The sequence below is a fragment of the Streptomyces sp. NPDC001415 genome, assembly GCF_053597395.1.
In genome coordinates this window covers 117,107-142,095 of the sequence record NZ_JBSFIE010000018.1, presented here as the reverse complement: position 1 = coordinate 142,095, position 24,989 = coordinate 117,107, and the positions used below count along the sequence as shown (strand labels likewise).

The 24,989-nt window shown below is 72.0% G+C and carries 28 protein-coding genes; 11 read left to right on the top strand and 17 right to left on the bottom strand.

What is annotated here, in order from left to right; genetic code table 11:
• Nucleotides 1-231 precede the first annotated feature (231 nt).
• Together ACWC2B_RS23885 and ACWC2B_RS23880 are read right to left on the bottom strand one after the other, a co-directional pair.
• Entirely contained in the window at nucleotides 232-945 is a 714-nt protein-coding gene (locus tag ACWC2B_RS23885; RefSeq protein WP_450719766.1) for an HAD family hydrolase, read from the bottom strand.
• A gap of 174 nt (nucleotides 946-1,119) precedes the next feature.
• Complete coding sequence (locus ACWC2B_RS23880) at nucleotides 1,120-1,596, bottom strand: Lrp/AsnC family transcriptional regulator (RefSeq protein ID WP_450719764.1); 477 nt, start codon at nucleotides 1,594-1,596, stop codon at nucleotides 1,120-1,122.
• A 228-nt stretch (nucleotides 1,597-1,824) separates the two neighbouring features.
• Between ACWC2B_RS23880 and ACWC2B_RS23875 the strand changes: the two genes are divergently transcribed.
• Nucleotides 1,825-3,330, top strand: coding sequence for an FUSC family protein (locus tag ACWC2B_RS23875; protein WP_450719784.1), 1,506 nt, complete (start codon nucleotides 1,825-1,827; stop codon nucleotides 3,328-3,330).
• Between the two features lie 192 nt (nucleotides 3,331-3,522).
• Nucleotides 3,523-4,566: a lactonase family protein gene (locus ACWC2B_RS23870; protein WP_450719762.1), complete on the top strand. Its 1,044-nt coding sequence runs from the start codon at nucleotides 3,523-3,525 to the stop codon at nucleotides 4,564-4,566.
• An 84-nt stretch (nucleotides 4,567-4,650) separates the two neighbouring features.
• Here the strand turns inward: ACWC2B_RS23870 and ACWC2B_RS23865 are convergent, their stop codons facing one another.
• The 5 genes from ACWC2B_RS23865 to ACWC2B_RS23845 form a co-directional block, all read right to left on the bottom strand.
• The gene (locus ACWC2B_RS23865) at nucleotides 4,651-5,580 is read right to left on the bottom strand and encodes a sirohydrochlorin chelatase (RefSeq protein WP_450719760.1); all 930 of its coding nucleotides are present in this window, start codon (nucleotides 5,578-5,580) and stop codon (nucleotides 4,651-4,653) included.
• Nucleotides 5,581-5,701: 121 nt separating this feature from the next.
• Nucleotides 5,702-6,685 (bottom strand): N-acetylglucosamine kinase, encoded by a 984-nt coding sequence (locus tag ACWC2B_RS23860; protein WP_450719758.1) that lies wholly within the window; start codon nucleotides 6,683-6,685, stop codon nucleotides 5,702-5,704.
• The gene (locus ACWC2B_RS23855) at nucleotides 6,682-7,359 is read right to left on the bottom strand and encodes a uracil-DNA glycosylase (protein ID WP_450719756.1); all 678 of its coding nucleotides are present in this window, start codon (nucleotides 7,357-7,359) and stop codon (nucleotides 6,682-6,684) included. Before ACWC2B_RS23855 ends, ACWC2B_RS23860 begins: the two co-directional genes overlap by 4 nt.
• A 45-nt stretch (nucleotides 7,360-7,404) precedes the next feature.
• A complete protein-coding gene (locus tag ACWC2B_RS23850) occupies nucleotides 7,405-8,493 on the bottom strand; it encodes a WD40/YVTN/BNR-like repeat-containing protein (protein WP_450719754.1) in 1,089 nt (362 codons plus the stop codon).
• A gap of 258 nt (nucleotides 8,494-8,751) precedes the next feature.
• Entirely contained in the window at nucleotides 8,752-9,843 is a 1,092-nt protein-coding gene (locus tag ACWC2B_RS23845; protein ID WP_450719752.1) for an NADH:flavin oxidoreductase/NADH oxidase, read from the bottom strand.
• Nucleotides 9,844-9,958: 115 nt separating this feature from the next.
• Here ACWC2B_RS23845 and ACWC2B_RS23840 point away from each other — a divergent pair, with 115 nt between their 5' ends.
• Nucleotides 9,959-10,312 carry an ArsR/SmtB family transcription factor gene (locus ACWC2B_RS23840; RefSeq protein WP_450719750.1) on the top strand — a complete coding sequence of 118 codons (354 nt, stop codon included), beginning with the start codon at nucleotides 9,959-9,961 and terminating at the stop codon, nucleotides 10,310-10,312.
• A gap of 19 nt (nucleotides 10,313-10,331) precedes the next feature.
• On the opposite strand, the gene ACWC2B_RS23835 is transcribed toward ACWC2B_RS23840, so the two are convergent.
• The 7 genes from ACWC2B_RS23835 to ACWC2B_RS23805 all read right to left on the bottom strand — a co-directional run bounded on the left by ACWC2B_RS23835 (nucleotide 10,332) and on the right by ACWC2B_RS23805 (nucleotide 16,181).
• Nucleotides 10,332-11,678 (bottom strand): FAD-dependent oxidoreductase, encoded by a 1,347-nt coding sequence (locus ACWC2B_RS23835; protein WP_450719748.1) that lies wholly within the window; start codon nucleotides 11,676-11,678, stop codon nucleotides 10,332-10,334.
• A 95-nt stretch (nucleotides 11,679-11,773) separates the two neighbouring features.
• A complete protein-coding gene (locus ACWC2B_RS23830; RefSeq protein WP_450719746.1) occupies nucleotides 11,774-12,376 on the bottom strand; it encodes a TetR/AcrR family transcriptional regulator in 603 nt (200 codons plus the stop codon).
• 177 nt (nucleotides 12,377-12,553) lie between these two features.
• A complete protein-coding gene (locus tag ACWC2B_RS23825) occupies nucleotides 12,554-13,258 on the bottom strand; it encodes an HAD family hydrolase (protein WP_450719744.1) in 705 nt (234 codons plus the stop codon).
• Nucleotides 13,259-13,277: 19 nt separating this feature from the next.
• Entirely contained in the window at nucleotides 13,278-13,949 is a 672-nt protein-coding gene (locus tag ACWC2B_RS23820; RefSeq protein ID WP_450719742.1) for a phosphatase PAP2 family protein, read from the bottom strand.
• 34 nt (nucleotides 13,950-13,983) lie between these two features.
• A complete protein-coding gene (locus ACWC2B_RS23815) occupies nucleotides 13,984-14,919 on the bottom strand; it encodes a M56 family metallopeptidase (protein WP_450719740.1) in 936 nt (311 codons plus the stop codon).
• Between the two features lie 132 nt (nucleotides 14,920-15,051).
• The gene (locus ACWC2B_RS23810) at nucleotides 15,052-15,612 is read right to left on the bottom strand and encodes a DUF5134 domain-containing protein (RefSeq protein ID WP_450719738.1); all 561 of its coding nucleotides are present in this window, start codon (nucleotides 15,610-15,612) and stop codon (nucleotides 15,052-15,054) included.
• A gap of 182 nt (nucleotides 15,613-15,794) precedes the next feature.
• On the bottom strand, nucleotides 15,795-16,181 hold the full coding sequence (locus ACWC2B_RS23805) for a VOC family protein (protein WP_450719736.1): 387 nt from the start codon (nucleotides 16,179-16,181) through the stop codon (nucleotides 15,795-15,797).
• A 92-nt stretch (nucleotides 16,182-16,273) separates the two neighbouring features.
• Here ACWC2B_RS23805 and ACWC2B_RS23800 point away from each other — a divergent pair, with 92 nt between their 5' ends.
• Nucleotides 16,274-16,819 (top strand): GNAT family N-acetyltransferase, encoded by a 546-nt coding sequence (locus tag ACWC2B_RS23800; RefSeq protein ID WP_450719734.1) that lies wholly within the window; start codon nucleotides 16,274-16,276, stop codon nucleotides 16,817-16,819.
• Between the two features lie 26 nt (nucleotides 16,820-16,845).
• Here the strand turns inward: ACWC2B_RS23800 and ACWC2B_RS23795 are convergent, their stop codons facing one another.
• A complete protein-coding gene (locus ACWC2B_RS23795) occupies nucleotides 16,846-17,529 on the bottom strand; it encodes a glycerophosphodiester phosphodiesterase (protein ID WP_450719732.1) in 684 nt (227 codons plus the stop codon).
• 71 nt (nucleotides 17,530-17,600) lie between these two features.
• On the bottom strand, nucleotides 17,601-17,726 hold the full coding sequence (locus tag ACWC2B_RS23790) for a hypothetical protein (RefSeq protein WP_450719730.1): 126 nt from the start codon (nucleotides 17,724-17,726) through the stop codon (nucleotides 17,601-17,603).
• Between the two features lie 486 nt (nucleotides 17,727-18,212).
• Here ACWC2B_RS23790 and ACWC2B_RS23785 point away from each other — a divergent pair, with 486 nt between their 5' ends.
• The 5 genes from ACWC2B_RS23785 to ACWC2B_RS23765 all read left to right on the top strand — a co-directional run bounded on the left by ACWC2B_RS23785 (nucleotide 18,213) and on the right by ACWC2B_RS23765 (nucleotide 22,842).
• Nucleotides 18,213-19,613 (top strand): DUF6421 family protein, encoded by a 1,401-nt coding sequence (locus tag ACWC2B_RS23785; protein WP_450719728.1) that lies wholly within the window; start codon nucleotides 18,213-18,215, stop codon nucleotides 19,611-19,613.
• A gap of 26 nt (nucleotides 19,614-19,639) precedes the next feature.
• On the top strand, nucleotides 19,640-20,386 hold the full coding sequence (locus ACWC2B_RS23780) for an SDR family NAD(P)-dependent oxidoreductase (protein WP_450719726.1): 747 nt from the start codon (nucleotides 19,640-19,642) through the stop codon (nucleotides 20,384-20,386).
• A complete protein-coding gene (locus tag ACWC2B_RS23775) occupies nucleotides 20,383-21,444 on the top strand; it encodes a threonine aldolase family protein (protein WP_450719782.1) in 1,062 nt (353 codons plus the stop codon). The genes ACWC2B_RS23780 and ACWC2B_RS23775 overlap by 4 nt, the downstream gene beginning before the upstream one ends.
• Before the next feature lie 80 nt (nucleotides 21,445-21,524).
• On the top strand, nucleotides 21,525-22,124 hold the full coding sequence (locus ACWC2B_RS23770; protein ID WP_450719724.1) for a transglutaminase domain-containing protein: 600 nt from the start codon (nucleotides 21,525-21,527) through the stop codon (nucleotides 22,122-22,124).
• A 13-nt stretch (nucleotides 22,125-22,137) separates the two neighbouring features.
• Entirely contained in the window at nucleotides 22,138-22,842 is a 705-nt protein-coding gene (locus tag ACWC2B_RS23765) for a B3/B4 domain-containing protein (RefSeq protein ID WP_450719722.1), read from the top strand.
• Between the two features lie 4 nt (nucleotides 22,843-22,846).
• Here ACWC2B_RS23765 and ACWC2B_RS23760 read toward each other — a convergent pair whose 3' ends face one another.
• Nucleotides 22,847-23,578, bottom strand: a complete 732-nt coding sequence (locus ACWC2B_RS23760) for a lysophospholipid acyltransferase family protein (protein WP_450719720.1) — start codon at nucleotides 23,576-23,578, stop codon at nucleotides 22,847-22,849.
• 267 nt (nucleotides 23,579-23,845) lie between these two features.
• Between ACWC2B_RS23760 and ACWC2B_RS23755 the strand changes: the two genes are divergently transcribed.
• Both ACWC2B_RS23755 and ACWC2B_RS23750 read left to right on the top strand, forming a co-directional pair.
• Nucleotides 23,846-24,184 (top strand): TlpA family protein disulfide reductase, encoded by a 339-nt coding sequence (locus ACWC2B_RS23755; protein WP_450719780.1) that lies wholly within the window; start codon nucleotides 23,846-23,848, stop codon nucleotides 24,182-24,184.
• Nucleotides 24,185-24,406: 222 nt separating this feature from the next.
• Nucleotides 24,407-24,916, top strand: coding sequence for a flavin reductase family protein (locus tag ACWC2B_RS23750; RefSeq protein ID WP_450719718.1), 510 nt, complete (start codon nucleotides 24,407-24,409; stop codon nucleotides 24,914-24,916).
• Nucleotides 24,917-24,989: the final 73 nt, after the last annotated feature.

Genomic DNA, 24,989 nt, shown 5'->3' with positions numbered 1-24,989 from the left:
CCAGGGGGTACCCCCATCGAGGACCTTCCGGCGCCTTGCGATCGCACGCACCAGACACCGCGGCCTGATCCGGACGGGGTTTAGACACAGGCTCTGAGGAGGTGCGAGGGGTGGCGCCCCACACCGTAGATTGGTCCAGACCTGCCGTCAATCGCCTCGGGCATCATCGGACGTACCGGGTCCTGGATCTGTTGACCCGTCAAATCCAGTGCGCGCCACGCGCGTTGGAGGTCAGTCGCCCGTCACGCGCGTTGGAGGTCGGACTCCCGTCGTCATCCACTCGTACGCCCGCTCGGCGCTGAACTCCCGCTGGCCACCCGGGAAGAGCAGTCCCACTGTCGCGAACGCCGGGTCGTCGGCGCTCTGCGGCAGGTAGGGGACGGCGATGCAGCGCATCCCGGCCGCGTGGGCGGCCGACGCTCCGGGGGCGGCGTCCTCCAGGATCACGCACTCGGCGGGAGCGGCGCCGAGGCGCCGGGCGGCCTCCAGGAAGACGTCGGGCTCGGGCTTGCCGTGCTCGACCTCCTCGGCCGACACCACGAGCTCCATGAAGGAATCGAGGCCCGTGCCCACGAGGATCGCGTCGATCGCCGAACGCGAGGAGCCCGAGGCCACCGCCATGCGTACGCCTTCCGTGTGCAGCCGCTCCACGAACTTGCGCATCTCGGGGAAGACCTCGGTGCAGGCGCGGGCCAGCTCCAGATAAGCCGCGTTCTTCGCCGCCAGCATCTCCTCGATCGGCCCGGTCAGCGCGTGCTGCCGGTCCAGGATCTCCAGCGTCTCGCGGGTTCCGATGCCGATGAAGCGGGCGTGCTGCTCCCAGCTGAAATCGGGCAGGCCGTAGCGGGCGAGCACCTGACGCGCGGCTTCGTAATAGTTCGGCTCGCTGTCCACGAGTGTGCCGTCGAGATCGAAGATGACCGAAGTGATACGTGGTGTGCTCATGTGTCCCAGCATGCCAAGGGGCGGAGATGTGCCGCGTCGGTCACGTGGCGGAGGTGTCCGACGCGGCTGACAGGGCGAGAGTTCCCCGCCCCGCCCACTTCGCGAGAGCTCCTGGAGCAGCCCCCTTCGCGAGGCTCCCGGCCCAGCCCACTTCGTGAGAGCCCCTGGCCCCGCTCACTTCGCGGCGGCGCGCCCGATCGACTCGACCAGCGGCAGCAGCCGGTGTGCCACCCGCTCGCGCAGCGCCACTTCCGTACGGGTGCGGACGACGCCCGGAAGCTGGATGAGGCGCTGGATGACGTCTTCGAGATGGGCGTTGTCGCGGGCCGCGACCCGGGTCAGCAGATCGCCGCCGCCGGTGATCGAGAAAGCCTCGATGATCTCCGGCACCGCCGCGAGCGCGTCGCCGACCTCGTCCAGGTGGCCCTGGGTCACCTCGATGTGGACGAAGGCGAGCACCGGGTGGCCGAGGGCGGCGGGCGAGAGCGCGGGGCCGGTGCCGGTGATCACGCCGTCCCGCTCCATCCGGTCGAGCCGGGCCTGGAGCGTGCCCCGGGCGACGCCGAGGATGCGCGCGTACTCGCGGATGCTGGTGCGCGGCTGCTCGATCAGCAGCCGCAGGATCCGGGTGTCGAGTGTGTCCACCGTCACGTCCCGTTGGCTCCCTTCTGGTCCTGTCAATAGGGCTTCGACTGTACCAATGGCTCAATGATGCGGAGCTCGGTTGAGCCAGTGTCGCTCCGGATGTTTTCCTCTGAAGGCAGATGGCGCCGCGCAGCGCGCGGGACGGTGACGATGCCGGTCCTGACCCAGCGGCGCCTTTGTCATGCCTGAAGCCGATGTGTACGTAAAGGGGGCGCGGCGACCGTCGTGAAGAGGATGTTTGTGGCTCCGGACCCGGGGCTTTCGCGACTGCGTGTTTCGCTGCGGGCCGTTCTCGGCGTGAGCCTGTCAGTGACCGCCGCGGAACTCTGCGGACTCGCTCTGCCCGCGTCGATCACCGCGGGCCTCGCCTCGCTGCTCGCGCTGTTCACGGTCGGCGACGCGACCGTCCGCGCCCAGGTGGCCACCACCGCGCTGCTCCCCGCCGTCGGATTCCCTGTGCTCGCACTGGCGGCCGCGCTGCACGGCACCCCACTGCTGCGCGACGCCTGCTGGCTCGTGGTGATCTTCGCCGGGGTGTATGCGCGGCGCTGGGGCCCGCGCGGCCAGGCGCTCGGGATCTTCGCCTTCATGATGTTCTTCACGACCCAGTTCCTGCACGCGGTTCCCTCTCAACTGCCCGATCTTTACGGGGCGGTTGCACTCGCGATCGCGGCCTCGGCGGGGGTGAGGTTCGGGCTGTGGTGCATCGAGCGGCGCACTGCCCCGCCCGCGGCTCCGGCCCCGCTCACCGGCCGCGGACTCGCCCGCCCCACCACCCGCCAGGCCTTCCAGGCGACGGTGGCCTGCGGCATCGCGCTCGGCGTGGGGCAGGTGCTCTCCGAGGCCCGTTGGTACTGGGCCGTCGGCGCCGCCTGGTGGATCTTCGTCAACACCGCGTCGCGCGGCGAGACCCTGGTACGCGGCTTCCGCCGGGTGCTCGGCACGGTCACCGGCATCGTCGCCGGGCTCCTCATCGCGATCCCGCTGCACGGGGCGCCCGTCCCGACCGCGGCGCTCGTAGCGGTGTGTGTGTTCGGCATTTTCTATACGGCCGCGCCCAGCTACAGCTGGATGATGTTCTTCGTCACCGTCATGGCGGGCCTGCTCTACGGACTGCTCGGCGTGCTGCACCCCGGGCTGCTCGTGCTCCGCGTCCAGGAGACGGCGGTGGGCGCCCTGGGCGCGGTCGTCGGCGTGGCCCTGGTCCTGCCGGTCAGCACGCACTCCGCCACCGACGCGTGGATCCAGCGAGCCCTGCACTGCGTACGCCGCTGCACCGCGGAGGCCGCGCACCGGCTCGCCGGGGACGAGAGCGCCGACCCCGCGCCCCGCGCCGCCGAACTGGAACTCCTGCTCGGCCGCGTACGCCACTCGCTGGCCCCGCTGGTCCACCCGCTCAGCCCTTTCCGCGCCCGTAGGGCCCGCGCGCACCAGGTCCTGGTCCTCCTCGACGACTGCGCCCGCGAGGTGCGGGGCCTGGCCGCGGTGGCCGCCGATCCGGCCGCCTCCCACGACGCCCGCCTCACCGCGGCGTGCCAGCGCGTGGAGGCGGCGGTGGCGGCCCTGGTCTCCCCGGAACAGGACCCGTCCCCGTGGACCACCCTCACCGCGGTCCCGGGCCCCCACCACCACCCGGGCGCGGAGGCAGCGCTCGCGCACCTGCACGGCCTTGAGCGGGCCCTGGAAGAGCTGGCCGCGCCGCTGAGGTCCTCGCCCCGGGCTCCGTTGGCCGTGGCCTGATGGGGCCCGGCCTCACCCTGACGCGCCGCTGATCACTTGATCGCCCGCCGGCGGCCGATGGGCTGCCGACGCTCAGGAGGGCCCGCGCCACACCCTCAGCTGGTCTAGACCCCCTGCTACGGTCGCCGGAGCACAGCGGTGTGCGGGCCGGGGCGCGGAGCGCGGGTCGGCCATGGCGGAGAGGGGTGCAGCGTGGGCGCGGACAGGGTCGCTCGGGGGTTCATCGGGTCGTTCACCGCGGCGGGAGGGCGCGGGGTGACCGCGGTCGCCGTGGACGAGGTCACCGGGGCGCTCACCCCGCTCGGGTCCACGGACGCCCTCGCCAACCCTTCGTTCCTGGTGCCTTCCGTGGACGGGGCCGTCCTGTATGCCGTGGGGGAGAGCGCCGACGGGATGGCCGCCGCCTTCGACATCCGCGAAGACGTTCCCCGGCTCCTCGGCGAGCCCGTGCCCGTGGGCGGCGCCGGGCCCACCCATCTCGCCCTCGTCGCCGGGCACCTCGTCACCGCCAACTACGGCTCCGGCAGTGTCTCCGCCCTGCCCGTTCGCCCCGACGGCAGTCTGGGCCCGGCCGCGTCCGTCCTCGCGCACCACGGCTCCGGCCCGCACCCCGACCGCCAGCAGGGCCCGCACGCCCACCAGGTGCTGGCCGACCCGAGCGGCCGCTGGGTCGTCAGCGTCGACCTCGGTACGGACTCCGTACGCGTCTGCTCGCTCGACTCCGGGACCGGCACCCTGCGCCTGCACTCCGAGACTGCCCTGCGGGCCGGCAGCGGCCCCCGCCACCTCGCCTTCCACCCGGTGGGGCGCCACGCGTACGTCCTCAACGAGCTCGTGCCGACAGTCGCCGTGTGCCGGTGGGACGCGGAGCGCGGCATCCTCGAACCCCTCCACGAAGTGCCTGTCGTCGAGGACGGGGTCAGCACCACCACGTACCCCTCCGAGGTTGTCGTCGCGCTCGACGGGCGTTACGCATGGGCGGCCAACCGCGGGCATGACTCGATCGCCGTTCTCGCGCTTGACGCGACGGGCGAGCAGGCCCGCCTCGTCACCACCGTGGACTGCGGCGGGCACTGGCCGCGCGACCTCACCCTGGACCCGTCGGGGCGCCGTCTGTACGCCGCCAACGAGCGCTCCGGCGACGTCACCTGGTTCGACATCGACCCGGCCACCGGCATTCCCGCCCTGACCGGCTCCATCGAGGCGCCCGCCGCCTCGTGCGTCGTCTTCCGCTGACCGGGTAGCGCGGAGAACGGGTAACGCGGCGGGGCCCGCACCGGTCGTCCGGTGCGGGCCCCGCCTCTCGCGTCGTACGTACGGTCAGTGGACCGGCGATCCCTGCGGCTGCGGGGTGATGCCCAGCGCGGCCGCGTACTTCGACAGGACCAGCTTGCCGATCGCCGGGTAGGCGCCGAGCGCCTCGGCGACGGCGCACTCGGCCTCCTTGGCGGCGGCGTCGAGCAGCCCCTCGGCCACCTCGGGGCCGATCAGGTACGGGGCGACGGCGAGCTGCACCGAGCCCGAGCCGCGCAGCTGTGCGGCCATCGCCGCGATCGCGCCCTCCTGGTCGAGCGGGGCGGCCATCACCGGCACGGCCAGGCGCGCGGCGAGCAGCATGCCGGTGATCCCGGCGGCCTGCACGGCCTCCTCGCCGCCCACCGTCGCCAGGATGATCCCGTCGGCGGCGGTCGCGACCGTGAAGAGCCGGGCGCGGTCGGCGCGGGCCAGACCGGCCTCGGAGAGCCGCACGTGCAGGCCCTCGGCGAGCAGCGGGTGCGGGCCGAGCACATCGGTCAGCTCGGCTGCCGCGCGGCTGTCCATGATCGCCTGCCGTATCCGGCGGATCAGGGCGCTGTCGGGGCCCGCGAGCAGCGGGACGACCACGGCGACCGGGCCCTCGGGCTCGGCGACCTCGCGGCCCGCGGCCCGCGCCTGCTCGACGCGCGCGCTGCGCTCGGCGGCGGTATGGGCGAGTACGGCGTCGAGCGTGGGGTACTCGGCGGATTCGGCTTCGGTGCTGTCCAGGTAGCCGATGCGGGCGTGCAGGCCGGGCAGCTCGGAGCGGGCGATGCTGATGACCTCGTCGGCGAGGCTGCGCACAGCCGGGCCGGGAACGCCGGGAACGGCGAGAACGAGCGCGGGCGCGCCCTCCGGAGCAACCACCGGTTCCGGGCGGCGGTGCCGGCCGGACTGGCGGGGTCGCGGCATTCGTACGGGCAGGCCGGATGCTGGCCCAGTGGGGGTGCTCATGGCGTCGCATGCTACTGGTTTTGCTTGGGCGGCTGTTCGGGGAGGGGACAGCTGAGCGGTATCTGTCCCGTTTTTCCCGGAGAGTGGCATAAAGATCAACTGTCCTGATCTGTCTTGGCACTCACTCGGTCGTGACCCACAACATGCGCGGGTCCCGCGGCAGTCGCAGCCCCCCGCCCGCGAGGCCCGCCGCGATGAGCAGCGAGCCGTCGAGGGGGTCCCCGGCCGCCTCGATGACCCGGGCCTGCGGCAGTTGACGGAGGAATTCCTCCCGCAGTGGTACGAGGAGGGGCGCTCCCAGCCTGAACAGGCCACCGGTGAGCGCCACTTGGGGCTCCTCGCCGGTGCCCGCCGGGCAGACCGCGGCGGCCGCCCCGGCGATGTTCCGGGCCGCCTCCCGCAGGATGCCCGCGGCCACCGGATCGGCCCCGGCGCAGCCGGCGACCTCGGGCGCGAACGAGGCCAGCACGGCGGGCCGGTCGCTCCGCGGATACAGCAGCCCCGGCAGCTCCTCTGGCGCACCGAACACCGCGGTGAGGCGGTCGAGCAGTGCCGCCGAACCGCCCGGCCGCCCGTCGTGGCCGCGCAGCGCCGCCTCCAGGCCGGCCCGGCCGATCCAGGCGCCGCCGCCGCAGTCGCCGAGCAGATGCCCCCAGCCGTCGGCCCGCCGCCACCCTTCGAGATCCGTGCCGAGCGCGATCATCCCGGTCCCCGCGGCGACCACCGCCCCGGCCCGCTGGCCGAGCGCGCCCGCGTACGCGGTGACCGCGTCGGCGGCCAGGGCGAGCGTGCGCACGCCGAGCGAACCGGCGAGGACGCCGGGCAGTTCGGCCCGCAGCTCGTCCCCGAGCGTGGCCATCCCGGCCGCGCCCACCGCCGCCGCGGCGATCCGGACCGCCCCCGTGCGTGCCCTCAACTCCTCGACGGCCGGGAGCAGTTGACCGAGGAGGTGCCCGGCGTCGATCCCCCCGGGGCCGGTCCGTACCGGCTCCTTCGAGGTGACCACCTCGGTCGGGGAGCCCGGCTCGGTCCGGCGCAGCGCGAACCGCACGCCTGATCCCCCCGAGTCGACCCCGAGCACCCAGGGAGCCCCGCCGTCCGTCACGGCAGGCGCCAGTCGACGGGCTGGGCGCCCTGCCGCTGGAGAAGTTCGTTCGTACGGCTGAAGGGCCGCGAGCCGAAGAAGCCGCGGTCCGCCGACATGGGGGAGGGGTGGGCGGACTCGATCGCCGGGAGGTCGCCGAGCAGCGGGCGCAGATTGCGGGCGTCCCGGCCCCACAGCACCGACACCAGCGGGGTGCCGCGGGCGACCAGAGCCCGGATGGCCTGCTCGGTCACTTCCTCCCAGCCCTTGCCCCGGTGCGCGGCGGGCTTGCGGGGTGCGGTCGTCAGCGCCCTGTTGAGCAGCAGCACCCCCTGCCGCGTCCACGGCGTGAGGTCGCCGTTGGCCGGCCTCGGCGCGCCCAGGTCGGAGTTCAGCTCGCGGAAGATGTTCTCCAAACTGCCCGGCAGCGGCCGTACTTCGGGCGCCACCGAGAACGACAGGCCCACCGCGTGCCCCGGCGTCGGATACGGGTCCTGGCCGACGATCAGCACCCGGACCTCGTGGAACGGCTGCTGAAAAGCCCGCAGCACATTCGGTCCTGACGGCAGGTAAGTGCGTCCTGCCGCGATCTCCTCCCGGAGGAAGTCGCCCATCGCGGCGACCCTTCCGGCCACGGGTTCCAGTGCGTCCGCCCAGCCGGGCTCGACGATCTCTTTCAACGGTCGTGCTGCCACGGCCGTCACTCTACTGGCGCAGCACCCGCCGCATTCCCGCCCCCGTCAACCGATCACCGCCGCCCGTACGCACAGCACGTCCGGCAGGTGCGAGGCGAGCAGGCTCCAGCTGTCTCCGTCGTCGGCGCTCGCGTACACCTCGCCGTTGCGGTTGCCGAAGTACACCCCCGCCGGATCGGCGTCGTCGGTGCACAGGGCGTCGCGCAGCACCGTGCCGTAGTGGGCGTCCTGCGGCAGGCCCGCCGAGAGCGGCTCCCAGTTCTTGCCGGCGTCCTCGGTGCGGAAGACCCGGCACTTGTTGTCCGCCGGGACCCGGTCGGAGTCGGCCGTGATCGGGAAGACGTAGGCGGTGCCGGAGCGGCGGGGGTGGGTGGCGGCCGCGAAGCCGAAGGTGGAGGGCAGGCCCGCGCCGATGTCCGTCCACTGCTCACCGGCGTTGTCGCTGCGGTAGACGCCCCAGTGGTTCTGCAGATAGAGCCGGTCCGGGTCGGCCGGGTCCTGGGCGATCTTGTGGACGCACTGGCCGAACTCCGGGTTCGGGTCCGGCAGGAACACCGCCGAGACGCCCTTGTTGGCGGGGGCCCAGCTCGCCCCGCCGTCCCGGGTGCGGAACACGCCGGCCGTCGACACGGCGACCGTCAGCGCCCGGGTGTCGCGCGGGTCAGTGATGATGGTGTGCAGTCCCTCGCCCCCGCCGCCGGGGACCCACCGCGAGCGCGTCGGATGCTCCCACAGGGGCCGTACGAGCTCGAAGCTCTCGCCGCCGTCCTCCGAGCGGAACAGGGCGGCCGGCTCCGTCCCCGCGTAGACGACGCCCGGCGCCTCCGGCCCGGCCGGGTGCAGCTGCCACACCCGTTCCAGCGAGGCGCCCGTGAACTCCGGGAATTTGACGGCCGGTTGCTTCGGCTCGGTCCAGGTGTGGCCCAGGTCGTCGGAGTGGAAGACGGACGGTCCCCAGTGCGCGCTGTCCCCGCCGACCAGAAGGCGGGGTGATGGCTCGTACCGGGTGTCGACGGCGACGGAGTACACCGCCTGGGCGTTGAAGTGCGGCCCCTCGAAGTCCCAGGTTCCGCCGCGCCTGCGGCCGACGAAGAGCCCCTTGCGCGTACCCACCGTGAGCAGTACCTCGGTCATGCCGGTCCCTCCAAAACGCCGTTGTTCCGGATAGAGGCCAGTGTGCACCCGGCCACTGACAACGGCCTCCAAGACGGGCAAAGCGGCAGCTCAGACGGGTTTCAAGAGGAGCGGAGCGGCGACCAGGGCGGGTTCCGTCGCCGCTCCCACGGGGAACGGAGGGAATCGCTCGGCCGGGGCAGGGGGAGCCAGGACGGCCGGCTCCGCACAACTGCGACCGAGCGCCCCTCACGCAGCGCGACCATGCTGCGATGTTTCTCAGACAGAGCGGTGGTACTGGTCCGGCACGTGCACCTCGCCGCCCAGCTCACGGGCCGCCAGGCGGGCCCACGACGGGTTGCGCAGGAGTTCGCGGCCCAGCAGGATCGCGTCCGCCTCGCCGTTCGCGAGGATCTTCTCGGCCTGCTCGGGCTCGGTGATCAGCCCCACGGCGGCGACCGCGAGCGGGCTCTCGTCGCGCACCCGCTCGGCGAACGGCACCTGGTAGCCGGGCCCGGTCGGGATGCGTACGCCCGAGGCGTTGCCGCCGCTCGACACGTCGAGGAGGTCCACGCCGTGCTCCTTGAGCAGCGCGGCCAGACGCACCGTCTCGTCGGCGCTCCAGCCGCCCTCCTCCAGCCAGTCGGTGGCGGAGATGCGGAAGAAGAGCGGCAGCTCCTCGGGCCACACCGCCCGTACGGCGTCGGTGACTTCGAGGGCGAAGCGGGTGCGGTTCTCGAACGAGCCGCCGTACTCGTCGGTGCGCTTGTTGGAGTGCGGGGAGAGGAACTGGCCGATCAGGTAGCCGTGCGCACCGTGGATCTCGACGACCTTGAATCCGGCGTCGAGGGCCCGGCGGGCCGCGTCGGCGAACTGGCCGATGATCTCCTGGATCTGATTGACCGTCAGCTCGGTGGGAACGGTGTGGCGCTCGTCCCAGGCCACCGGGCTCGGCCCGAGCGGCTGCCAGCCCTCCTCGCTGTCCGGGCTCAGCGGCGCGCCGCCCAGCCAGGGGCGGTCCGTGGAGGCCTTGCGCCCGGCGTGCGCGATCTGGATGCCGGGCACGGTGCCCTGGCTCTCCAGGAAGGCGGAGATCCGGCGCAGCGCCTCGACCTGGGTGTCGTTCCAGATGCCGAGGTCCGCGGGTGAGATCCGGCCCTCGGGGCTGACGGCCGTGGCCTCGACCAGGATGAGCCCGGTGCCGCCGACGGCGCGGGCCGCGTAGTGGGCGAAGTGCCAGTCGTGGGCCACGCCCGCGTTCGGCCCGAAGACCTCGGCCGAGTACTGGCACATCGGCGCCATCCAGACCCGGTTCGGGACGGTCACGGACCGCAGGGTGTAGGGCTCGAAGAGGGCACTCGCAGCAGACACGGCAGACTCCAGTCGAAACGGCCCGGGGCGCCGGTGCGGCGCCGGGAACGCTTCGTACGATAGCCCTCGTAGTACGGGAGATGTCAAACTACGACGAGCCTCGTACAATGACGTCGTGACCACCCCGACGAACACCCGTGAACTCGCCCACCCCGCGCGCGACGAGATCCGCCTGGAGTGCATCCTGCACGCGCTGTCCGACCCGATGCGGATGCGGGTGGTCCGGGCGCTCGCCGCGACCGAGGACGAGCTCTCCTGCTCGCACTTCGTGCTGCCCGTCACCAAGTCGACAACCACCCACCACTTCCGCGTGCTGCGCGAGGCCGGCGTGATCGAGCAGGTCTACCGGGGCACCGCCAAGATGAACGGCCTGCGCCGCGCCGACCTCGACGCCCTCTTCCCCGGCCTGCTCGACAGCGTCCTGGAGGCGGCCGGACGCGAGGCCGAGCGGCTCGGCGACGACGTCTGAGGGTGCCGCCTTCGACCTGCTAGCCCGTACCCCGCGCCGCTGTCAGGAGCCCCTCCCAGTCGGGGATCTTCACCGAGCGGCGCCCGAGCGACCGGCCGAGCTCGGCCTCGGCGCGCTCGATCGCCAGCCAGCCCTGCCAGGTGACCGGGCGAAGGCCCAACTCCCTCAGCGCATCGAGGGGTTCGGCCGTCACCGGGCGTTCGGCGAGGCGCGGGGCGTCCTGGAGGAGCGAGGCCACCGTCTCCTTCGCGCAGGGGCGGTTGGTGCCGATCACGCCCGTCGGGCCGCGCTTGATCCAGCCCGCCACGTACTCGCCCGGCGACGGCGTCCCCTCCCGCAGCACCCGGCCCGCCGCGTGCGGCACCGTCCCCGTCGCCGGGTCGAACGGCAGCCCCTGCGGTGGCACCCCGCGGTAGCCGACCGCCCTCAGCACCAGCTGAGCCTCGATGTCCTCGTATGTCCCAGTGCCGAGCACCCCGCCCGAGCCGTCCGGCACCGTCCGCTCGAAGCGCACCGCGCCCACCCTGCCGTCCCGCTCCAGAAGCTCCACGGGCCGCAGGTAGAACCGCAGGTGAAGCCGGCGGACGCCGGGCCGCTCCGGGCGCCCGACCCAGCCGCGCAGCACCTCGACATTGCGCCGGACCGCCCCCGGCAGCGCCGAGGGGTCAACGAAGTCCGGATCCCGGGCCAGCTCGACGGCGCTCACCGTCACGTCCGCGCCGGGCAGTGCGCCCAGCTCCCGCAGCTCCTTGGTGGTGAACCGGGCCTGCGAGGGGCCGCGCCGGGCCGCCATGTGCACCTCGCGCACCCGGCTGACGGCGAGCGCGCCGAGCGCGGACTGCGGCACATCGGTCGGCCGCAGCTCATCCGCGCCGCGGGCCAGCATGCGCGCCACGTCCACCGCCACGTTGCCCGCGCCGATGACCACGGCCGAACGCGCGCCCAGGACAAAGGAGTCGGGGTCGCTGTCGGGGTGCGCGCTGTACCAGGACACGAACTCGGTCGCGGAGAAACTGCCCGGCAGATCCTCGCCGGGAATCCCCAGATGCCGGTCGGACTTGGCGCCGACGCAATACACGACCGCGTGGTAGAGCCGCAGCAGCAGCTCCGGCGGGACGCCGCCCGGGCCCACCTCGACATGCCCCAGAAAACGGATGCGGCCGTCCTCCAGGACCGTACGGAGATTGTTCTGCAGTGACTTGATCTTCTCGTGGTCCGGGGCGACCCCGTAGCGGACCAGGCCGTACGGGCACGGCAGCCGGTCCAGGACGTCCACGTGGACCTCCGCGACCGCGTTCTGCTCCACCAGGCTCTGGGCGGTGTAGACCCCGCTCGGCCCGGATCCGACGACGGCGATGCGCAGCATGGCGGGTGCTCCTTGGGAGAGAGAACCGCAGAAGACCGCAGAGAACCTTCAGGATGGCACCGCTGTGTGCACCGCGGGTAGACATCCGCCGCCGGTCAGGGGGTGGGTCGCGGCGGCACGCCCAGCTCCCAGTCGAGTCCGTACCGCTGGAACAGCTCCGCCCGCAGCGTCGCCGCGTCCATCGGGGCGCCCGGGAGGAGCGCGGCGAAGACGGCACCCATCAGGTTGGCCCGCAGCAGCGGGTACTCGGTGTCCACGTCCTGTGCGCCGTACCGCTCCACGGTGTCGCGCAGCAGGGCGGCCAGGCGCTGCTGCTCGGGGCACTGCACGAAACCCTGGGCCTGGAGGATCCCCGCCATGTGGGCCCGCATGAGGACCGGCTGGGAATGCGTGAGCCCGAGGATCGCGTCGATGGCGCGGGCCAGCCGCTCGCGCCCGTCGGCACTCCGCGGCTCGCGCTCCAGGCCCGCCTCAAGGGTGAGATGCATGAGGCGGTGCACCGCGGACTGGAGCAGCTGGCGCTTGCCCGGGAAGTAGTACGACACCAGGCCGCGGGCCGAACCGGCCCGGTCCGCGATGTCGCCGAGGGTCGTCGACTCATAGCCACGTTCCGCCACCAGCTCCACAGTGGCTTGCAGCAGCCGCTCGCGAGAACGTCTGCGCAATTCTTCATTGACCGATGCGCTGCGCGGGGACATGCTGTAACTCCTGCGTTGACTGGCTCGGAGCCAATATACTCAGGCTGCCACAGGACAGTGCCCCTCCGCGGGGTCCGACCTGCGGCGCGGGGCTGCTCGTTCGGGGTGACGCGGGGGATCACCCCGGGCGGGTGGCCCCTTTTCCTCCGGCCCCTTCCGGTCACTTCATCCGACTGCTCAGCGGCCTTCTCCGGTCAGCGCGAGCACCCGCAGCAGGGCGTCCGGGCGCTCGTCCACCGGCAGGTGGTCGACGAAGTGCACCGCGCAGCCGAGCGCCGCGGCGCCGCCGTCGGCCCGCCGGTCGTCGCCCACCATCAGGACCTCGCGGGGGTCCTGCCCGAGCGCCTCGCAGGCCGCCGCGAACAGCCGCTCGTCCGGCTTCTGCACCTCGTGCTCGAAGGACAGCACGTACGCGTCCACGAAGTCGTCCAGGCCGTGCGCGCGGAAGACCGGCCGCAGGTCCCACCCGATGTTGCTCACCACGCCGATCTTGATGCCGCGCCGCCGCAGCCCGCCGAGAACCCCCTTCGCATCCGGGTACGGATGCCAGGCGGCCGGGGTCATGTGGCGGTCGTAGAGCAGGTCGTACAGACGCGGATCAGGCAGCTCCACCTGCCGCGCGAGACCGGTGTACGTCTCACGGTGGAGCTCGGCGCTCTGGTCGCGCACGGCCCACAAGTCGGCCAGGTGGTCGGGTGTGCGCAACGGGTTGGCGCCGCCGGGCAGTGCGCCGGCCTCCTCCAACTCCCTTGCGTACCGGGCGAGTTCGGTGTCCGGCAGGGTGATGCCACAGGTGTCGAGGGCGGCGGACAGCCAGTCGTCGACCGGTTCGATGCGGAACAGGGTGCCGGAGAAATCGAAGAGAACGCTCTTGATCGCCATGCCCGCGATCCTCGCGCGCTCACGCCCGCCGGTTCAAGGCCCATCGCCGGTGGGCCGCCGCGCTCAGCGTGACGATCGCCACGCCGGTCAGCCAACCGCCCACCACGTCCGAGAACCAGTGCACCCCCAGGAACAGCCGGGTGAACCCCACACCGAGCGCGGACACCACCCCGATCACGAGCACGGTCGTACGCGTCCGGCGCCCGGCCCCGTGCAGCCCGAGCAGCCACACCAGCAGCCCGAAGGCGACCGTCACGCTCAGCGCGTGGCCGGACGGGAACGCGGCGTACCCCGCCGAGTCCACCGGGTCCGGCCACCGGGGCCGGTCCCGGTCGACGGCGGCCTTCAGCCCCTGCTGCACGGCCGTACCGAGGCCGCTCGTCGCCGCGACCCACAGCGCGAGCAGCCGCTCGCCGCGCCACAGCAGAACCCCGACGACCATCGCGAGCAGGGCGCGCATCGTCCAGGGATCCCACACCCAGTCGGTCAGCACCCGGTTGACGTGGGTGAGGCCGGGGTCGGCGACCGCCCGGCGGTGCAGCCCGTCGGCGACCGCCCGGTCCAACGACATCAGCGGCCCCCACTCGGCCACCACCAGAACCAGCAGGAGCCCGGCGACCAGGGCGCAGACGAGGCCGGCGCGAAGCGGCGTGACCGGGCGCGGGCGGGCCTCGGAGGGAGCGAGCAGCATGCGGAAGATCCAAGCCGATCGGGCCGGGGTACGGCTAGCCCAAGGCGTGAAGGCCCGGTACGAAGGCCACGACGAGCGGCACGGCCGGCACGAGCGCGGCGTACGCGGTCAGGCGCAGCCGGTGGCTCGCCGGGAGCCTCGGCGCCGCCGAGAGCAGCCGGTGCACGCGCTGGGGGAGCTGGCCGTCCGGGGCCGGGCAGGGCCCGAACACTCCACGGTGCTCGTTGAGTTCGACCAGCGCGAGCGCGATCGTGAGGCGGCCGAAGCGGCGGGACGCCACGTCGTCGGCGGCCAGTTCCACCAGGCGGTGCATCTCGTCGCGGAACGCGGCGAACACCGGCACCTGCGGGAACCCCCGCGCGAGCGCGCCCGAACAGTGCAGCAGCCAGTCGTGCCGGGCCCGCGCGTGGCCGAGCTCATGGGCGAGCACCGCATCGAGCTGACGGCCTTTCAGGCGCTGAAGTGCCGCCGTGGTGATGACCAGTTGGGGCATCTGGCCCGGCAGCCACCAGGCATCGGGGCGAGCCGCCTCCAGGACCACCAGACGCTCCCCCGAGGGCTCTTCGCCGGGCAGCAGCGGCGAGCGGAGCCGCAGCTCGGCGCGGCGCCGGCGACGGCGCGCCCAGCTGTCCCTGATCTCCCGGGTGAGCATCGCTCCGGTCCAGGCACCGCCGAGGAAGAGCACCACCGCGAGCGCCGCCGACCAGGGACCGTACGGTCCGAGCGCGTACGCCTCGACGACGGCGCGGGGCGCGGACGCGAAGACCTGGCCGCGCACGGTCCGCCAGGCGGACGCGGCACTGAAGACCATCGCGAGCCCGAAGCAGAGCAGGACCGCCGCCACCACGCACTGCCACACCCACAGCGCCACCACCGGCTCGCGCTCGACCCAGTCGGCGCGGGCGAGGAGTCGCGGGGCGGCGACGGCGGACACCAGGCCGAGCACCAGCAACGCGAGGGAGACCGTCATGGCCTCAGCCTATGAGCGGGGCCGCCGTCATAGGTATGGCCGCGGACGCCAAGTGACGCACGCCACGACGGGGTCGCGCCTGCCTGTCGCGGGCAGAGTCCTCACTGCCGCGACTTCGCCCCGGGCAGTGCCTCAGACCGTCACCAGCATCGCGAACATGGCGATCCCCATCGACAGGCGGCAGGCCAGCGCCAGTTCGGGCCGTGCGCCCCAGGGCACGGCCGCAACGGACCCGCCCCCGCCCGCGGTGGGCAGCAGCCGCACCCCCGTCGACAGGACGTAGCCCGCGAAGTACAGCAGCAGCGCCCCGGTCAGCGGCGGAACCCCGCCCGCCGCATGCCCCTCGTGCCCGGCGTGCCCGCCCCCGGCGCCCGGCGTCATCGCGAGCGCCATGTAGACCATCGCCAGCGAGCCCACCGCATGGTGCAGATGGTGCGCCCCGCCCCGCGCCAGCCACAGCGCCCGCAGCGCGGCGCCGCCGAAGATCATCGCGTAGCCCGTCAGCATCCACGGCGGTGGCGTGAGGAACGCGGCCGGCACGGCCATCGCGGCCATCCCGAACCCCATCACCGCCTCGCCGCCCGCCGCCTTGCGGGCCGGCGCGGAGCCGCTGCGCATCCGCAGCAGACAGTACGAGCCCGTCACCGCGCACAGCGCGACGAGCAGCCAGCCGGGCAGCACCGGACCGTGCACGGCGTACCTCCCGCTCCATGGATCGCCCTGCCGACAGGTCGATGCCCGGACGCGGGGCCGCATACGCGGGCGCAGGGACACACAGGGGGAGCGCGCGGGAGTTCTTCGCCGGTCAGGACCGGGGCCGCGAGACGGCCGGGGGCGCCAGGAGCCGCCGGAGGCCGTCGGGTCCCGTCAGGTCGTCAGGCGCGGAAGCGCAGTGGGTGGTCGACCGGGACCTCCACGACCGCGATGCGCACCCCGTCCGGGTCCTCGATCCACATCTCGATGAGCCCCCACGGCTCGCGCACCGGAGGCCGCGCGATCGCCACCCCGCGCCCCACGAGCTCCTCGTGCGCCTGCGCCACGTCCGCCACTTGGAGCCATAGCCGAAGGCCCGGCGCCGGTGGGTGCTCGGCGCGGCCGGACACCTCCAGGAACCCGCCGCCCAGGAAGTACACCGTGCCGCGCTCCGGCCCCGTACCGAACTCGCGGTAGACGGCGAGACCCAGCTGCTCGCCGTAGAAGGCGCGCGAACGCTCGGGGTCGGTGGGGCGCAGAAGGATCCGGCTGCTCAGTACGTGCACCATGGCAAGGGACCCTAGGGCCTGCCCGGCAGGTCTGGTGGCCGGGTTACGCTCGGGAGGCCGCCAGCGCAATCGATCAGCAGGGAGACCGCACGATGGACACCGCCCGCGTCGCAGGAGAGCTGAGCTACCGGGACGCCACCGAAGCCGACGTCGAGGCGCTGGTGCCGCTCATCGAGTCGGCCTACCGCGGGGACTCCAGCCGCACCGGCTGGACCACCGAGGCCGACATCCTGCAGGGCCAGCGCACCGACCCGGAAGGCGTCCGCGCGGTCATCACGACCCCTGGCAGCAAGCTGCTCACCGTGGAGCGGGACGGGGTGCTCGTCGCGTGCTGCCAGCTCGAACACCGCGGTGACGCGGCCTACTTCGGGATGTTCGCGGTCTCTCCCGCGCTCCAGGGCGCGGGCCTCGGCAAGCAGATCATCGCCGAGGCGGAGCGCACCGTCCGCGCCGAGTGGGGCGTGAGCGAGATGCACATGACCGTGATCTCGGTCCGCGAGGAGCTCATCGCCTTCTACGAGCGGCGCGGCTACCGCCGTACGGGAAAGATGACACCCTTCCCGTACGGCGACGAGCGCTTCGGTCTGCCGCAGCGCGACGACCTCGAATTCGAGCTGCTGGTCAAGGAGTTGGGCTGAGTTCACCCGTGGGCTCCGAAGGAGCGCTACGCGGTGAAGCGGCCGGTGCGGCGGATCTCCGGGTAGTCGGTCGTCGCGCCGTCCAGTTGCAGGGCGCGGACCAGGCGCAGATGGTCCTGGGTGTTCACGGTCCAGCCGATCACCCTGAGCCCCGCCGCGTGGGCCTGCTCGACCGTCTCCAGGGTGAGCCGGTGGATGCTCAGCACCAGGGTCTTCGCGCCGACGGCCCTGGCCCGGTCGATCAGGTCGGGGCCCCAGCTGTCGTCGACGAGCCCTGTGCGCACCCCGGGTACGAGGGAGGCGATCTCCGCGAGCGCCTCGTCGTGGAACGACAGGACCTCCACCCGGCTCACCAGATCGCGCCGCTGGATCACCTCGGCGAGCGAGCGGGCCGCGGCGACGTCCTTGATCTCTGCCTGGATCGGGGTCTTCACCGCGTCGAGCACTTCCTCGAACACGGGGATGCGCTCGCCCTGACCCGCGTCCAGCTCCCGCAGCTCGGCGAGGGTCATCTCGCCGATGGGGCCCCTTCCGTCCGTGGTGCGGTCGACCTCGGCGTCGTGCATGACGACGAGGGCGCCGTCCTTGCTGAGGTGCAGATCGAGTTCGATGACGTCCATGCCCGCGCGCTCTGCGCGGACGAAGGAACGCAGGGTGTTCTCCGGCTCGACACCCATGACCCCGCGATGACCGATGGTGAGGAACGTCAAGACAGGCCTCGCTTCCGTCGACGGCGGTATTGGCGCGTGCTGCAGTCCCGTGCGCACGCGGCAGCCGCAGCCTAACGGCCCGCCACCGCAACGGACCCCGGCTCGCGCGGGGCATCGGCCTCCTCCGCCCGGGTTGACGCGATCCCGAGGACGAGGCCGGTGATGACGGCTGCGACAAGCACTGCGCGGGTACTCACGGGGGCGGCTCCGGGGTGCGGGCGACGGGCGGAAGGACTCCGTCCTACCTGTGCGCACCCCGCGCGGGCCAACCCGTGTCACCCGCCCGTGGGCGATTCCTCCGGCCCTTGACGCGCCCGCTGTCCGGGCCTCACCCGGGGCCGGGCCAGCCGTCGTGATTGTCCGGTTCTCCACCCTGCGGCGGCGCCGGCCGGTCGAGATCGGCGAGCATCGCGCGCGAGCTCCAGCCCGGCCAGCTCCCGGCGCTCGCTCCAGCGCAGCGCGATCCGCGAGGCGTGGTTGGCGGATCCCACCGATCGACATCGATCGGCACGGGTCGCGATCAGCGGCCTCGCCGTAGCCATAGCCGTGCCATTGCGTCAGCACAGGAAGAAGAGCGGTGCGACAGGAGGATGGCAGGATAATTTATTGAGATACCTCTTGAGCGGAAGAACCGAACGCGGATACGGTGTCTTAACGCGAGGTTCTCCTGTGGAGGAAGTGACATGACGGAAATTCTTGTGCAGGACCCGGCCGTGGGGGGCGCAGTATCCGACCGGCGGGTGGTCGACCACCCCGCATGGCCCGCGCTCAAGAATGCCGTGGAGGAGATCCGGCCCTGGCAGTCCAAGGACGGATCGATCGACTTCGACGCCGAGGGCGCCCCCGCCCGCGCCATCGTCGAGGCCACCGTCGACCAGGTCATAGCAGCGGTCGAGCAGCTCTCCCCGCTGCTGCCGCACGACGCCGCCTACCACCGCGCGCTGGTCGCCGACCTGCGTAAATGGGCGGACAGCGCCTTCGACGTACCGGACTTCCTGGACTCGCTGCTGCAGTTCCACCCGGCCGCCGACCGCGCCGACGGCCTCCAGCGCCTGGTCCTCTTCCCCATGTACACGCAGAACGGCAACCCCGACCGCAACCTCGAAGCGGTCGTGCTGCGCATGGTGTGGCCCGAGTGGCTCGCCGAGCTGGAAGCCACGCGCTACGACAACCCGCTGTTCTGCGGCATCACCTTCGAGGACTTCACCTCGGGCTACGACACCCACTCGGCGGTCCTCTTCCCCGAGACCATCGCCGTGCGCGAGGCCCCCGAGCGCTTCACCTGGGGCGGCATCTTCTGCGACCGCGAGGCGGCCCGCTTCCGCGCCGTGACCGAGGCCTCCGTGCGCATCCTCGGGCTCGAACTCCCCGAGGACATCCGGGAGATGGTGGCCGACCAGAAGCGCTGCGAGCAGGCCTTCGTGCTCTGGGACATGGTCCACGACCGCACCCACAGCCACGGCGACCTGCCGTTCGACCCCTTCATGATCAAGCAGCGCCAGCCGTTCTGGATGTACGGCCTCGAAGAGCTGCGCTGCGACCTCACCGCCTTCAAGGAGGCCGTGAAGCTGGACGCCGAGGGCAACCGACACGGCCGCGATGTCCAGTACGCCGTGCTCTTCGACCGGATGTTCCGCTTCCCGGTCTCCGGCGACCGCGTCCGCAACTACGACGGGCTCGGCGGCCAGCTCCTCTTCGCCTACCTGCACAAGCACGACGTGGTGCGCTGGACCGACAACAAGCTGCACATCGACTGGGACCGCGCCCCGCAGGTCACCAACCAGCTGTGCGCCGAGATCGAGAAGCTCTACCGCGACGGCATCGACCGGCCCAAGCTGGTCCACTGGTTCGCCGCGTACGAGCTGGTCTCGACGTATCTCGCCCCGCACCCGGGATCGCGCTGGGCCAAGGGCCCCGACGCCCTGGATCTGTCCCAGCCGCCGCGCAAGCTCGTCGACGACGTGCTTCCGGACGAGTTTCCGCTCAGCATGTTCTATGAGGCGCTCTCCAAGAAGCTGAAGGACGTGATCGCCTCCACCAAGGGGATCACCGCCGCTTCCGCCTCGGTCGGGGCTGCCGCGTGAGCTTTCGTACGGAAGGGGCGAGGAAAATGAACAACGGACCTCTCAACGGCGCCGTCGTCGCCGTGGCGGGAGCCGCGGGACCGGCCGGCCGGGCCGCTCTGCTGCGGCTCGCCGAGGCGGGCGCGATCGTCGTCGGATCCGACCAGGACGCGGCGCGCCTGGCCGAGGCCGTGGACGCCGCGCGGTACGCGCACGGCGGCGCCACCGTCACCGGGGACACCGTCGACCTCCTCGACCTCCAGGCCACCCGCGACTGGGCCGACCGCATCCAGAAGGACTTCGGGCGGATCGACGGCATGGTCCACCTCGTCGGCGGCTGGCGCGGCAGCACCTCCTTCCCGGAGACCGACCTCGCCGACTGGGAGCTCCTGGAGAAGCTGCTGATCAAGACCGTGCAGCACACCTCTCTCGCCTTCCACGACGCGTTGCTGCGCAGCGACCGGGGACGCTTCGTGCTGGTCAGCCAGTCCGGCGCGCACAAGCCCACCGCGAACAACGCCGCGTACAACGCGGGCAAGGCCGCGGCCGAGGCGTGGACGCTGGCGCTGGCCGACGCCTTCCGCAAGGCAGGGGGCGAGAACGAGCCGAAGGCCGCTGCTGCGATCCTGGTGATCAAGGCACTGGTGCACGACGCGATGCGCGCCGAGCGACCCAATGCGAAGTTCGCGGGCTTCACCGACGTCAAGGAGCTGGCCGACGCCATCGCCGGCGTGTGGGACCGGCCCGCCCAGGAAGTGAATGGACAGCGCCTGTGGCTGACCCCCAAGCCGTGAGGACCGACGCCCGACAGCACCACGACCCGGCGGTGCGCGGCTTCGCCAGCGACAACTACGCCGGCGCGCACCCCGAGGTCCTCGCGGCCCTCGCGCTCGCCAACGGCGGTCACCAGATCGCGTACGGCGAGGACGACTACACCGACCACCTCCAGCGCGTCATGCACAGCCACTTCGGCGCCGACGCCGAGGCCTTCCCGGTCTTCAACGGGACCGGGGCCAACGTCACCGCGCTCCAGGCGCTGACCGACCGCTGGGGCGCGGTCATCTGCGCCGAGACCGCGCACATCAACGTCGACGAGGGCGGCGCTCCCGAGCGCATGGCCGGGCTCAAGCTGCTCACCGTGGCGACGCCCGACGGCAAGCTGACGCCCGAGCTCATCGACCGGCAGGCCTGGGGCTGGGAGGACGAGCACCGGGCGATGCCGCAGGTCGTCTCGATCACCCAGAACACCGAGCTGGGCACGGTCTACACGCCCGACGAGATCCGGGCGATCTGCGACCACGCCCACGAGCGCGGCATGAAGGTCCACCTCGACGGGGCGCGCATATCCAACGCGGCCGCCTCGCTGAACGTTCCCATGCGTACGTTCACCAACGCGGTCGGGGTCGACGTCCTGTCGTTCGGCGGCACCAAGAACGGGATGCTGTTCGGCGAGGCGATCGTCGTCCTCGACCCGGACGCGGGCCGGCAGATGAAGCACATCCGCAAGATGTCCATGCAGCTCGCCTCCAAGATGCGCTTCGTCTCCGTGCAGTTGGAGGCGCTGCTCGCCAAGGACCTGTGGCTGCGCAACGCCCGGCACGCCAACGCGATGGCCCAGCGCCTCGCCGATGGAGTGCGCCAGGTCCACGGCGTGGAGATCCTCCACGAGGTGCAGGCCAACGCCGTCTTCGCCCGCCTGCCGCACGACGTCAGCGAGCGGCTCCAGAAGCGCTACCGCTTCTACTTCTGGGACGAGAACGCCGGCGACGTCCGGTGGATGTGCTCCTTCGACACCACCGAGGACGACGTCGACGGCTTCCTGGCGGCGCTGAAGGAAGAGATGGCCCGCTAACCGCCGCACATCTGGATATCTATGCGGCCGATCGTAAAGTCATTGACTTGCGGTCGGCCGCATTCGTACGCTCGCATGCCATGGAGCTCATCCAGCGCAATCCCCAACTAGCCGCATACCTCGCAGCGGACGACGTCGTCGATCATCGGCACCCACTCGTGCGCGAGACCTCCGCCCGGCTCGCATCCCGCACCACCGGCGCATACTCATACGCCAAGGCCGCCTATGAGTTCGTTCGTGACGAGATCCCGCACTCCCAGGACTCCGGCGTCCTGCGGGTGACCTGGCGGGCCTCCGGCGTCCTGGCGGAGCGCACCGGCATCTGCTGTGCCAAGTCGCACGCCCTGGCCGCGCTGCTGCGCGCCGAAGCGATCCCGGCCGCCTTCTGCTACCAGCGGCTCGCCGACGACGACGGCTCCAACCCCATGGTGCACGGCCTGGTCGCCGTCCGGCTGCCCGGCAGGAGCGCGTGGGCGCGGATCGATGCGCGCGGCAACAAGCCCGGGATCGACGCGCGGTTCTCGCTCGACGAGGAGCGCCTCGCGTGGAAGGTCCGGCCAGAGTTTAGTGAAGTGGACTACCCAGTGCTTTACGATGTACCTCATCCGGCAGTTATGAGCGCTCTCAAGGCAGCGCCCGACCGGCCGTCGCTGTGGCCGATCTATCCGACCGAACTGTGAGGCACCACCGATCATGACGCTCACACTCACCGTGTCCGACGACGTCAGGGCCATCGCGCCCGGCTTCACCCATGTCGCCGTCGAGGCGTTCGGACTCGTCAACGCGCCCAGTGACGAGGCGAGTTCGGCGCTGCTCGACGACGCCGCGCGCAGGCTCGCCGAGCGGCTTGAGGGCCGGGCCCCGCACGAGGACCCGCACATGGCCGCCTGGCGCGCCGCGTACACCGCCTTCGGCTCCAAGCCGAACCGCACCCGCAACTCGGCCGAGGCGCTCGCCAAGCGGGCCCTGGCCGACGGCGGGCTTCCGCGCATCAACCTGCTCGTCGACGTGTACAACGCGATCAGCGTCGCCCACCTCATCCCCGTCGGCGGCGAGGACACCGATCACATCAAGGGGTCGATGCGGCTGGTGCGGGCCACCGGCGAGGAGCCGTTCCACACCGTCGCGGGCGGCGAGGCGGCCGTCGAGCACCCGGACGCGGGCGAAGTGGTGTGGCGCGACGACGAGGGCGTCACCTGCCGCCGCTGGAACTGGCGCCAGGGAGTGCGGACCAGGCTCACCGAGGAGTCGGTCAACGCGCTCTTCCTCCTGGAGGGCATGGCGCCGCACTGCGACCTGGCCACCGCCGGCGCCGAACTGGCCGAACTCCTGGAGAAGTTCAGCCCCGGGACGCGGATCACCGTCCATGCCCCGGTCGCCGCATCCGTACAGGAGTGACGATTCAGCCCTTGGCCTCGGCGGCCTTCACCTGCTCGGGCGTCGGCGCCGTACCGCCCAGGTGCGACGGCACCCACCAGGTGTCGCCCGCGTCCTTGGGGCGTACGGGATAGGCGCGCTGGGCGGCTTCGAGGAGCTCCTGGCAGCGCTCGCGCAGCCGCCGCGTGATGGCGCCCGCGTACTGGTCGGCGGGCGCCTCCACGGGCTCGCCGACGCGGATGGTGACCGGGATGTGACTGCGCTTGAAGTTGCGCGGACGCCCCTTCGTCCACACCCGCTGAGTGCCCCACAGCGCCATCGGGATCAGCGGAACCCCGGCCTCCTGAGCGAGCCTCGCCGCACCCGACTTGAAGCTCTTCAGCGTGAAGGACTGCGAGATCGTCGCCTCGGGGAACACACCGATCACCTCACCGGAACGCAGCGACGCGAGGGCGTGCTGGTAGGCGTCCTCGCCCTGCTTGCGGTCCACCGGGATGTGCTTCATGCCGCGCATCAGCGGGCCGGAGATCTTGTGCCGGAACACCGACTCCTTGGCCATGAAGCGCACGAGCCGCTTCTGCGGCAGCGCCGCGAGGCCCGTGAAGATGAAGTCGAGATAGCTGATGTGATTGCTGACGAGCACCGCCCCGCCCGTGCGCGGGATGTTCTCCGAACCCTGGGTGTCGATCTTCAGGTCGAGCGCCTTGAACATCGTGAGTGCGGCGCCGATGACCGGCCGATAGACGAGTTCTGCCATCTGAGGGGAGACCCTTCGTGTGCCCGGGGAGGGTGCTCCCGGAGAATAAGTTACGCAGCCGTAGGTTTTAGGCTTTGGGCAGATGGTGCCCGATGCGCGCCGAGCTGGCCAGTCCTGGCGCTGTGCGCAGGGGAGATTCTCGTCACGTCTTCGCAGGTCGGGACCCGGGGAATCATTGCGGACCGATACGCGCTGCAACCGTACGACAGGGCAGGTAGTGGCCGCGTGAAGACGTGGGCGCGCGTAGAGACGTGGGCGGGGGCAGCGGTGGTGGGAGGCGGCGTGGTGGACGACGGCGGGCGCAGGCTCGGCGAGGCCGAGCTGGGGTGCGGGCTCGGGCGGCGGGCCACGCTGGTGCAGTTCTCCAGTGCGTTCTGCCAGCCCTGCCGGGCGACCCGGCGCACCCTGGCCGAGGTGGCCGCGATGGTGGACGGCGTCGCGCACGTGGAGATCGACGCGGAGGAGCGGCTCGCTCTCGTACGGGACCTGGAGATCGTGCGCACCCCGACCGTGCTCGTGCTCGACGCGGCGGGCCGCATCGTGCGCCGGGCGGCCGGGCAGCCGCGCCGCGCGGACGTCATCGCCGCGCTCGGGCAGGCGGTGTGAGGTGCGCGCCCGCCTTGTTGCCGAGGTCCGCAGTGAGGGATCTCCCATATCCCGGAAGCCACTTGACTGCGACCGCGCCGAATCGTCAGTCTGACGATGTGCCGACAGACCTCCTTCTCTACGGACGCGCCCATGTGGACCTCGCCCGCAACGCGAGCGCGCGCTGTCCGGGCTGCTGAACATCCGCAGCCCCCGTCGCACCCACCGCAGAAGGACAATTCCATGACGGCCTCGCCCGAACTCGGTACCGCTCAGACCGCCTCTCCCGAACTGCTCAAGTCGGTCTTCCGCCAGCACGCCGCGGGCGTCGCGGTGATCACGGCCCAGCGGGCCGGCCGGCCTGTCGGCTTCACCGCCACCTCCCTCAACTCCGTTGCCGCGGAGCCTCCGTTGATCTCCTTCGGGATCGGTACCGGGTCCTCCAGCTGGCCCGTCGTCGCCGAGGCCGACCACATCGGCGTGCACATACTCGGCGAGCACCAGCAGGACCTGGCCGCCACCTTCGCCCGCAGCGGCGCCGACCGGTTCGGCCCGGCCACCGGCTGGCGCACCGGCCCCGAGGGCGTTCCCGTCCTCGACGGCGTCCTTGCCTGGCTGGTCTGCAAGGTGGTGGCCCGCATTCCGGCCGGGGACCACCGCATCGTGCTCGGTCAGGCGGTCGTCGGTGACCCCGTGGGCGCCGGCCGCCCGCTGCTCTACCACCAGGGCCGCTTCAACGCGCTGCGCGACTGAAAGTTCCTCACCGGTTCGATTACTCAGCGTTGGCAAGGTCACAGTTCAAAGCGCTTGCTTACTGGGAACAAGC

Bases quoted from the DNA above. Each gene is read 5' to 3' on its own strand.
- ACWC2B_RS23885 (WP_450719766.1), bottom strand. From the start codon at position 945: ATGAGCACACCACGTATCACTTCGGTCATCTTCGATCTCGACGGCACA.
- ACWC2B_RS23875 (WP_450719784.1), top strand. From the start codon at position 1,825: ATGTTTGTGGCTCCGGACCCGGGGCTTTCGCGACTGCGTGTTTCGCTG.
- ACWC2B_RS23865 (WP_450719760.1), bottom strand. From the start codon at position 5,580: ATGAGCACCCCCACTGGGCCAGCATCCGGCCTGCCCGTACGAATGCCG.
- ACWC2B_RS23850 (WP_450719754.1), bottom strand. From the start codon at position 8,493: ATGACCGAGGTACTGCTCACGGTGGGTACGCGCAAGGGGCTCTTCGTC.
- ACWC2B_RS23835 (WP_450719748.1), bottom strand. From the start codon at position 11,678: ATGCTGCGCATCGCCGTCGTCGGATCCGGGCCGAGCGGGGTCTACACC.
- ACWC2B_RS23830 (WP_450719746.1), bottom strand. From the start codon at position 12,376: ATGTCCCCGCGCAGCGCATCGGTCAATGAAGAATTGCGCAGACGTTCT.
- ACWC2B_RS23825 (WP_450719744.1), bottom strand. From the start codon at position 13,258: ATGGCGATCAAGAGCGTTCTCTTCGATTTCTCCGGCACCCTGTTCCGC.
- ACWC2B_RS23820 (WP_450719742.1), bottom strand. From the start codon at position 13,949: ATGCTGCTCGCTCCCTCCGAGGCCCGCCCGCGCCCGGTCACGCCGCTT.
- ACWC2B_RS23815 (WP_450719740.1), bottom strand. From the start codon at position 14,919: ATGACGGTCTCCCTCGCGTTGCTGGTGCTCGGCCTGGTGTCCGCCGTC.
- ACWC2B_RS23805 (WP_450719736.1), bottom strand. From the start codon at position 16,181: ATGGTGCACGTACTGAGCAGCCGGATCCTTCTGCGCCCCACCGACCCC.
- ACWC2B_RS23800 (WP_450719734.1), top strand. From the start codon at position 16,274: ATGGACACCGCCCGCGTCGCAGGAGAGCTGAGCTACCGGGACGCCACC.
- ACWC2B_RS23785 (WP_450719728.1), top strand. From the start codon at position 18,213: ATGACGGAAATTCTTGTGCAGGACCCGGCCGTGGGGGGCGCAGTATCC.
- ACWC2B_RS23780 (WP_450719726.1), top strand. From the start codon at position 19,640: ATGAACAACGGACCTCTCAACGGCGCCGTCGTCGCCGTGGCGGGAGCC.
- ACWC2B_RS23770 (WP_450719724.1), top strand. From the start codon at position 21,525: ATGGAGCTCATCCAGCGCAATCCCCAACTAGCCGCATACCTCGCAGCG.
- ACWC2B_RS23765 (WP_450719722.1), top strand. From the start codon at position 22,138: ATGACGCTCACACTCACCGTGTCCGACGACGTCAGGGCCATCGCGCCC.
- ACWC2B_RS23760 (WP_450719720.1), bottom strand. From the start codon at position 23,578: ATGGCAGAACTCGTCTATCGGCCGGTCATCGGCGCCGCACTCACGATG.
- ACWC2B_RS23750 (WP_450719718.1), top strand. From the start codon at position 24,407: ATGACGGCCTCGCCCGAACTCGGTACCGCTCAGACCGCCTCTCCCGAA.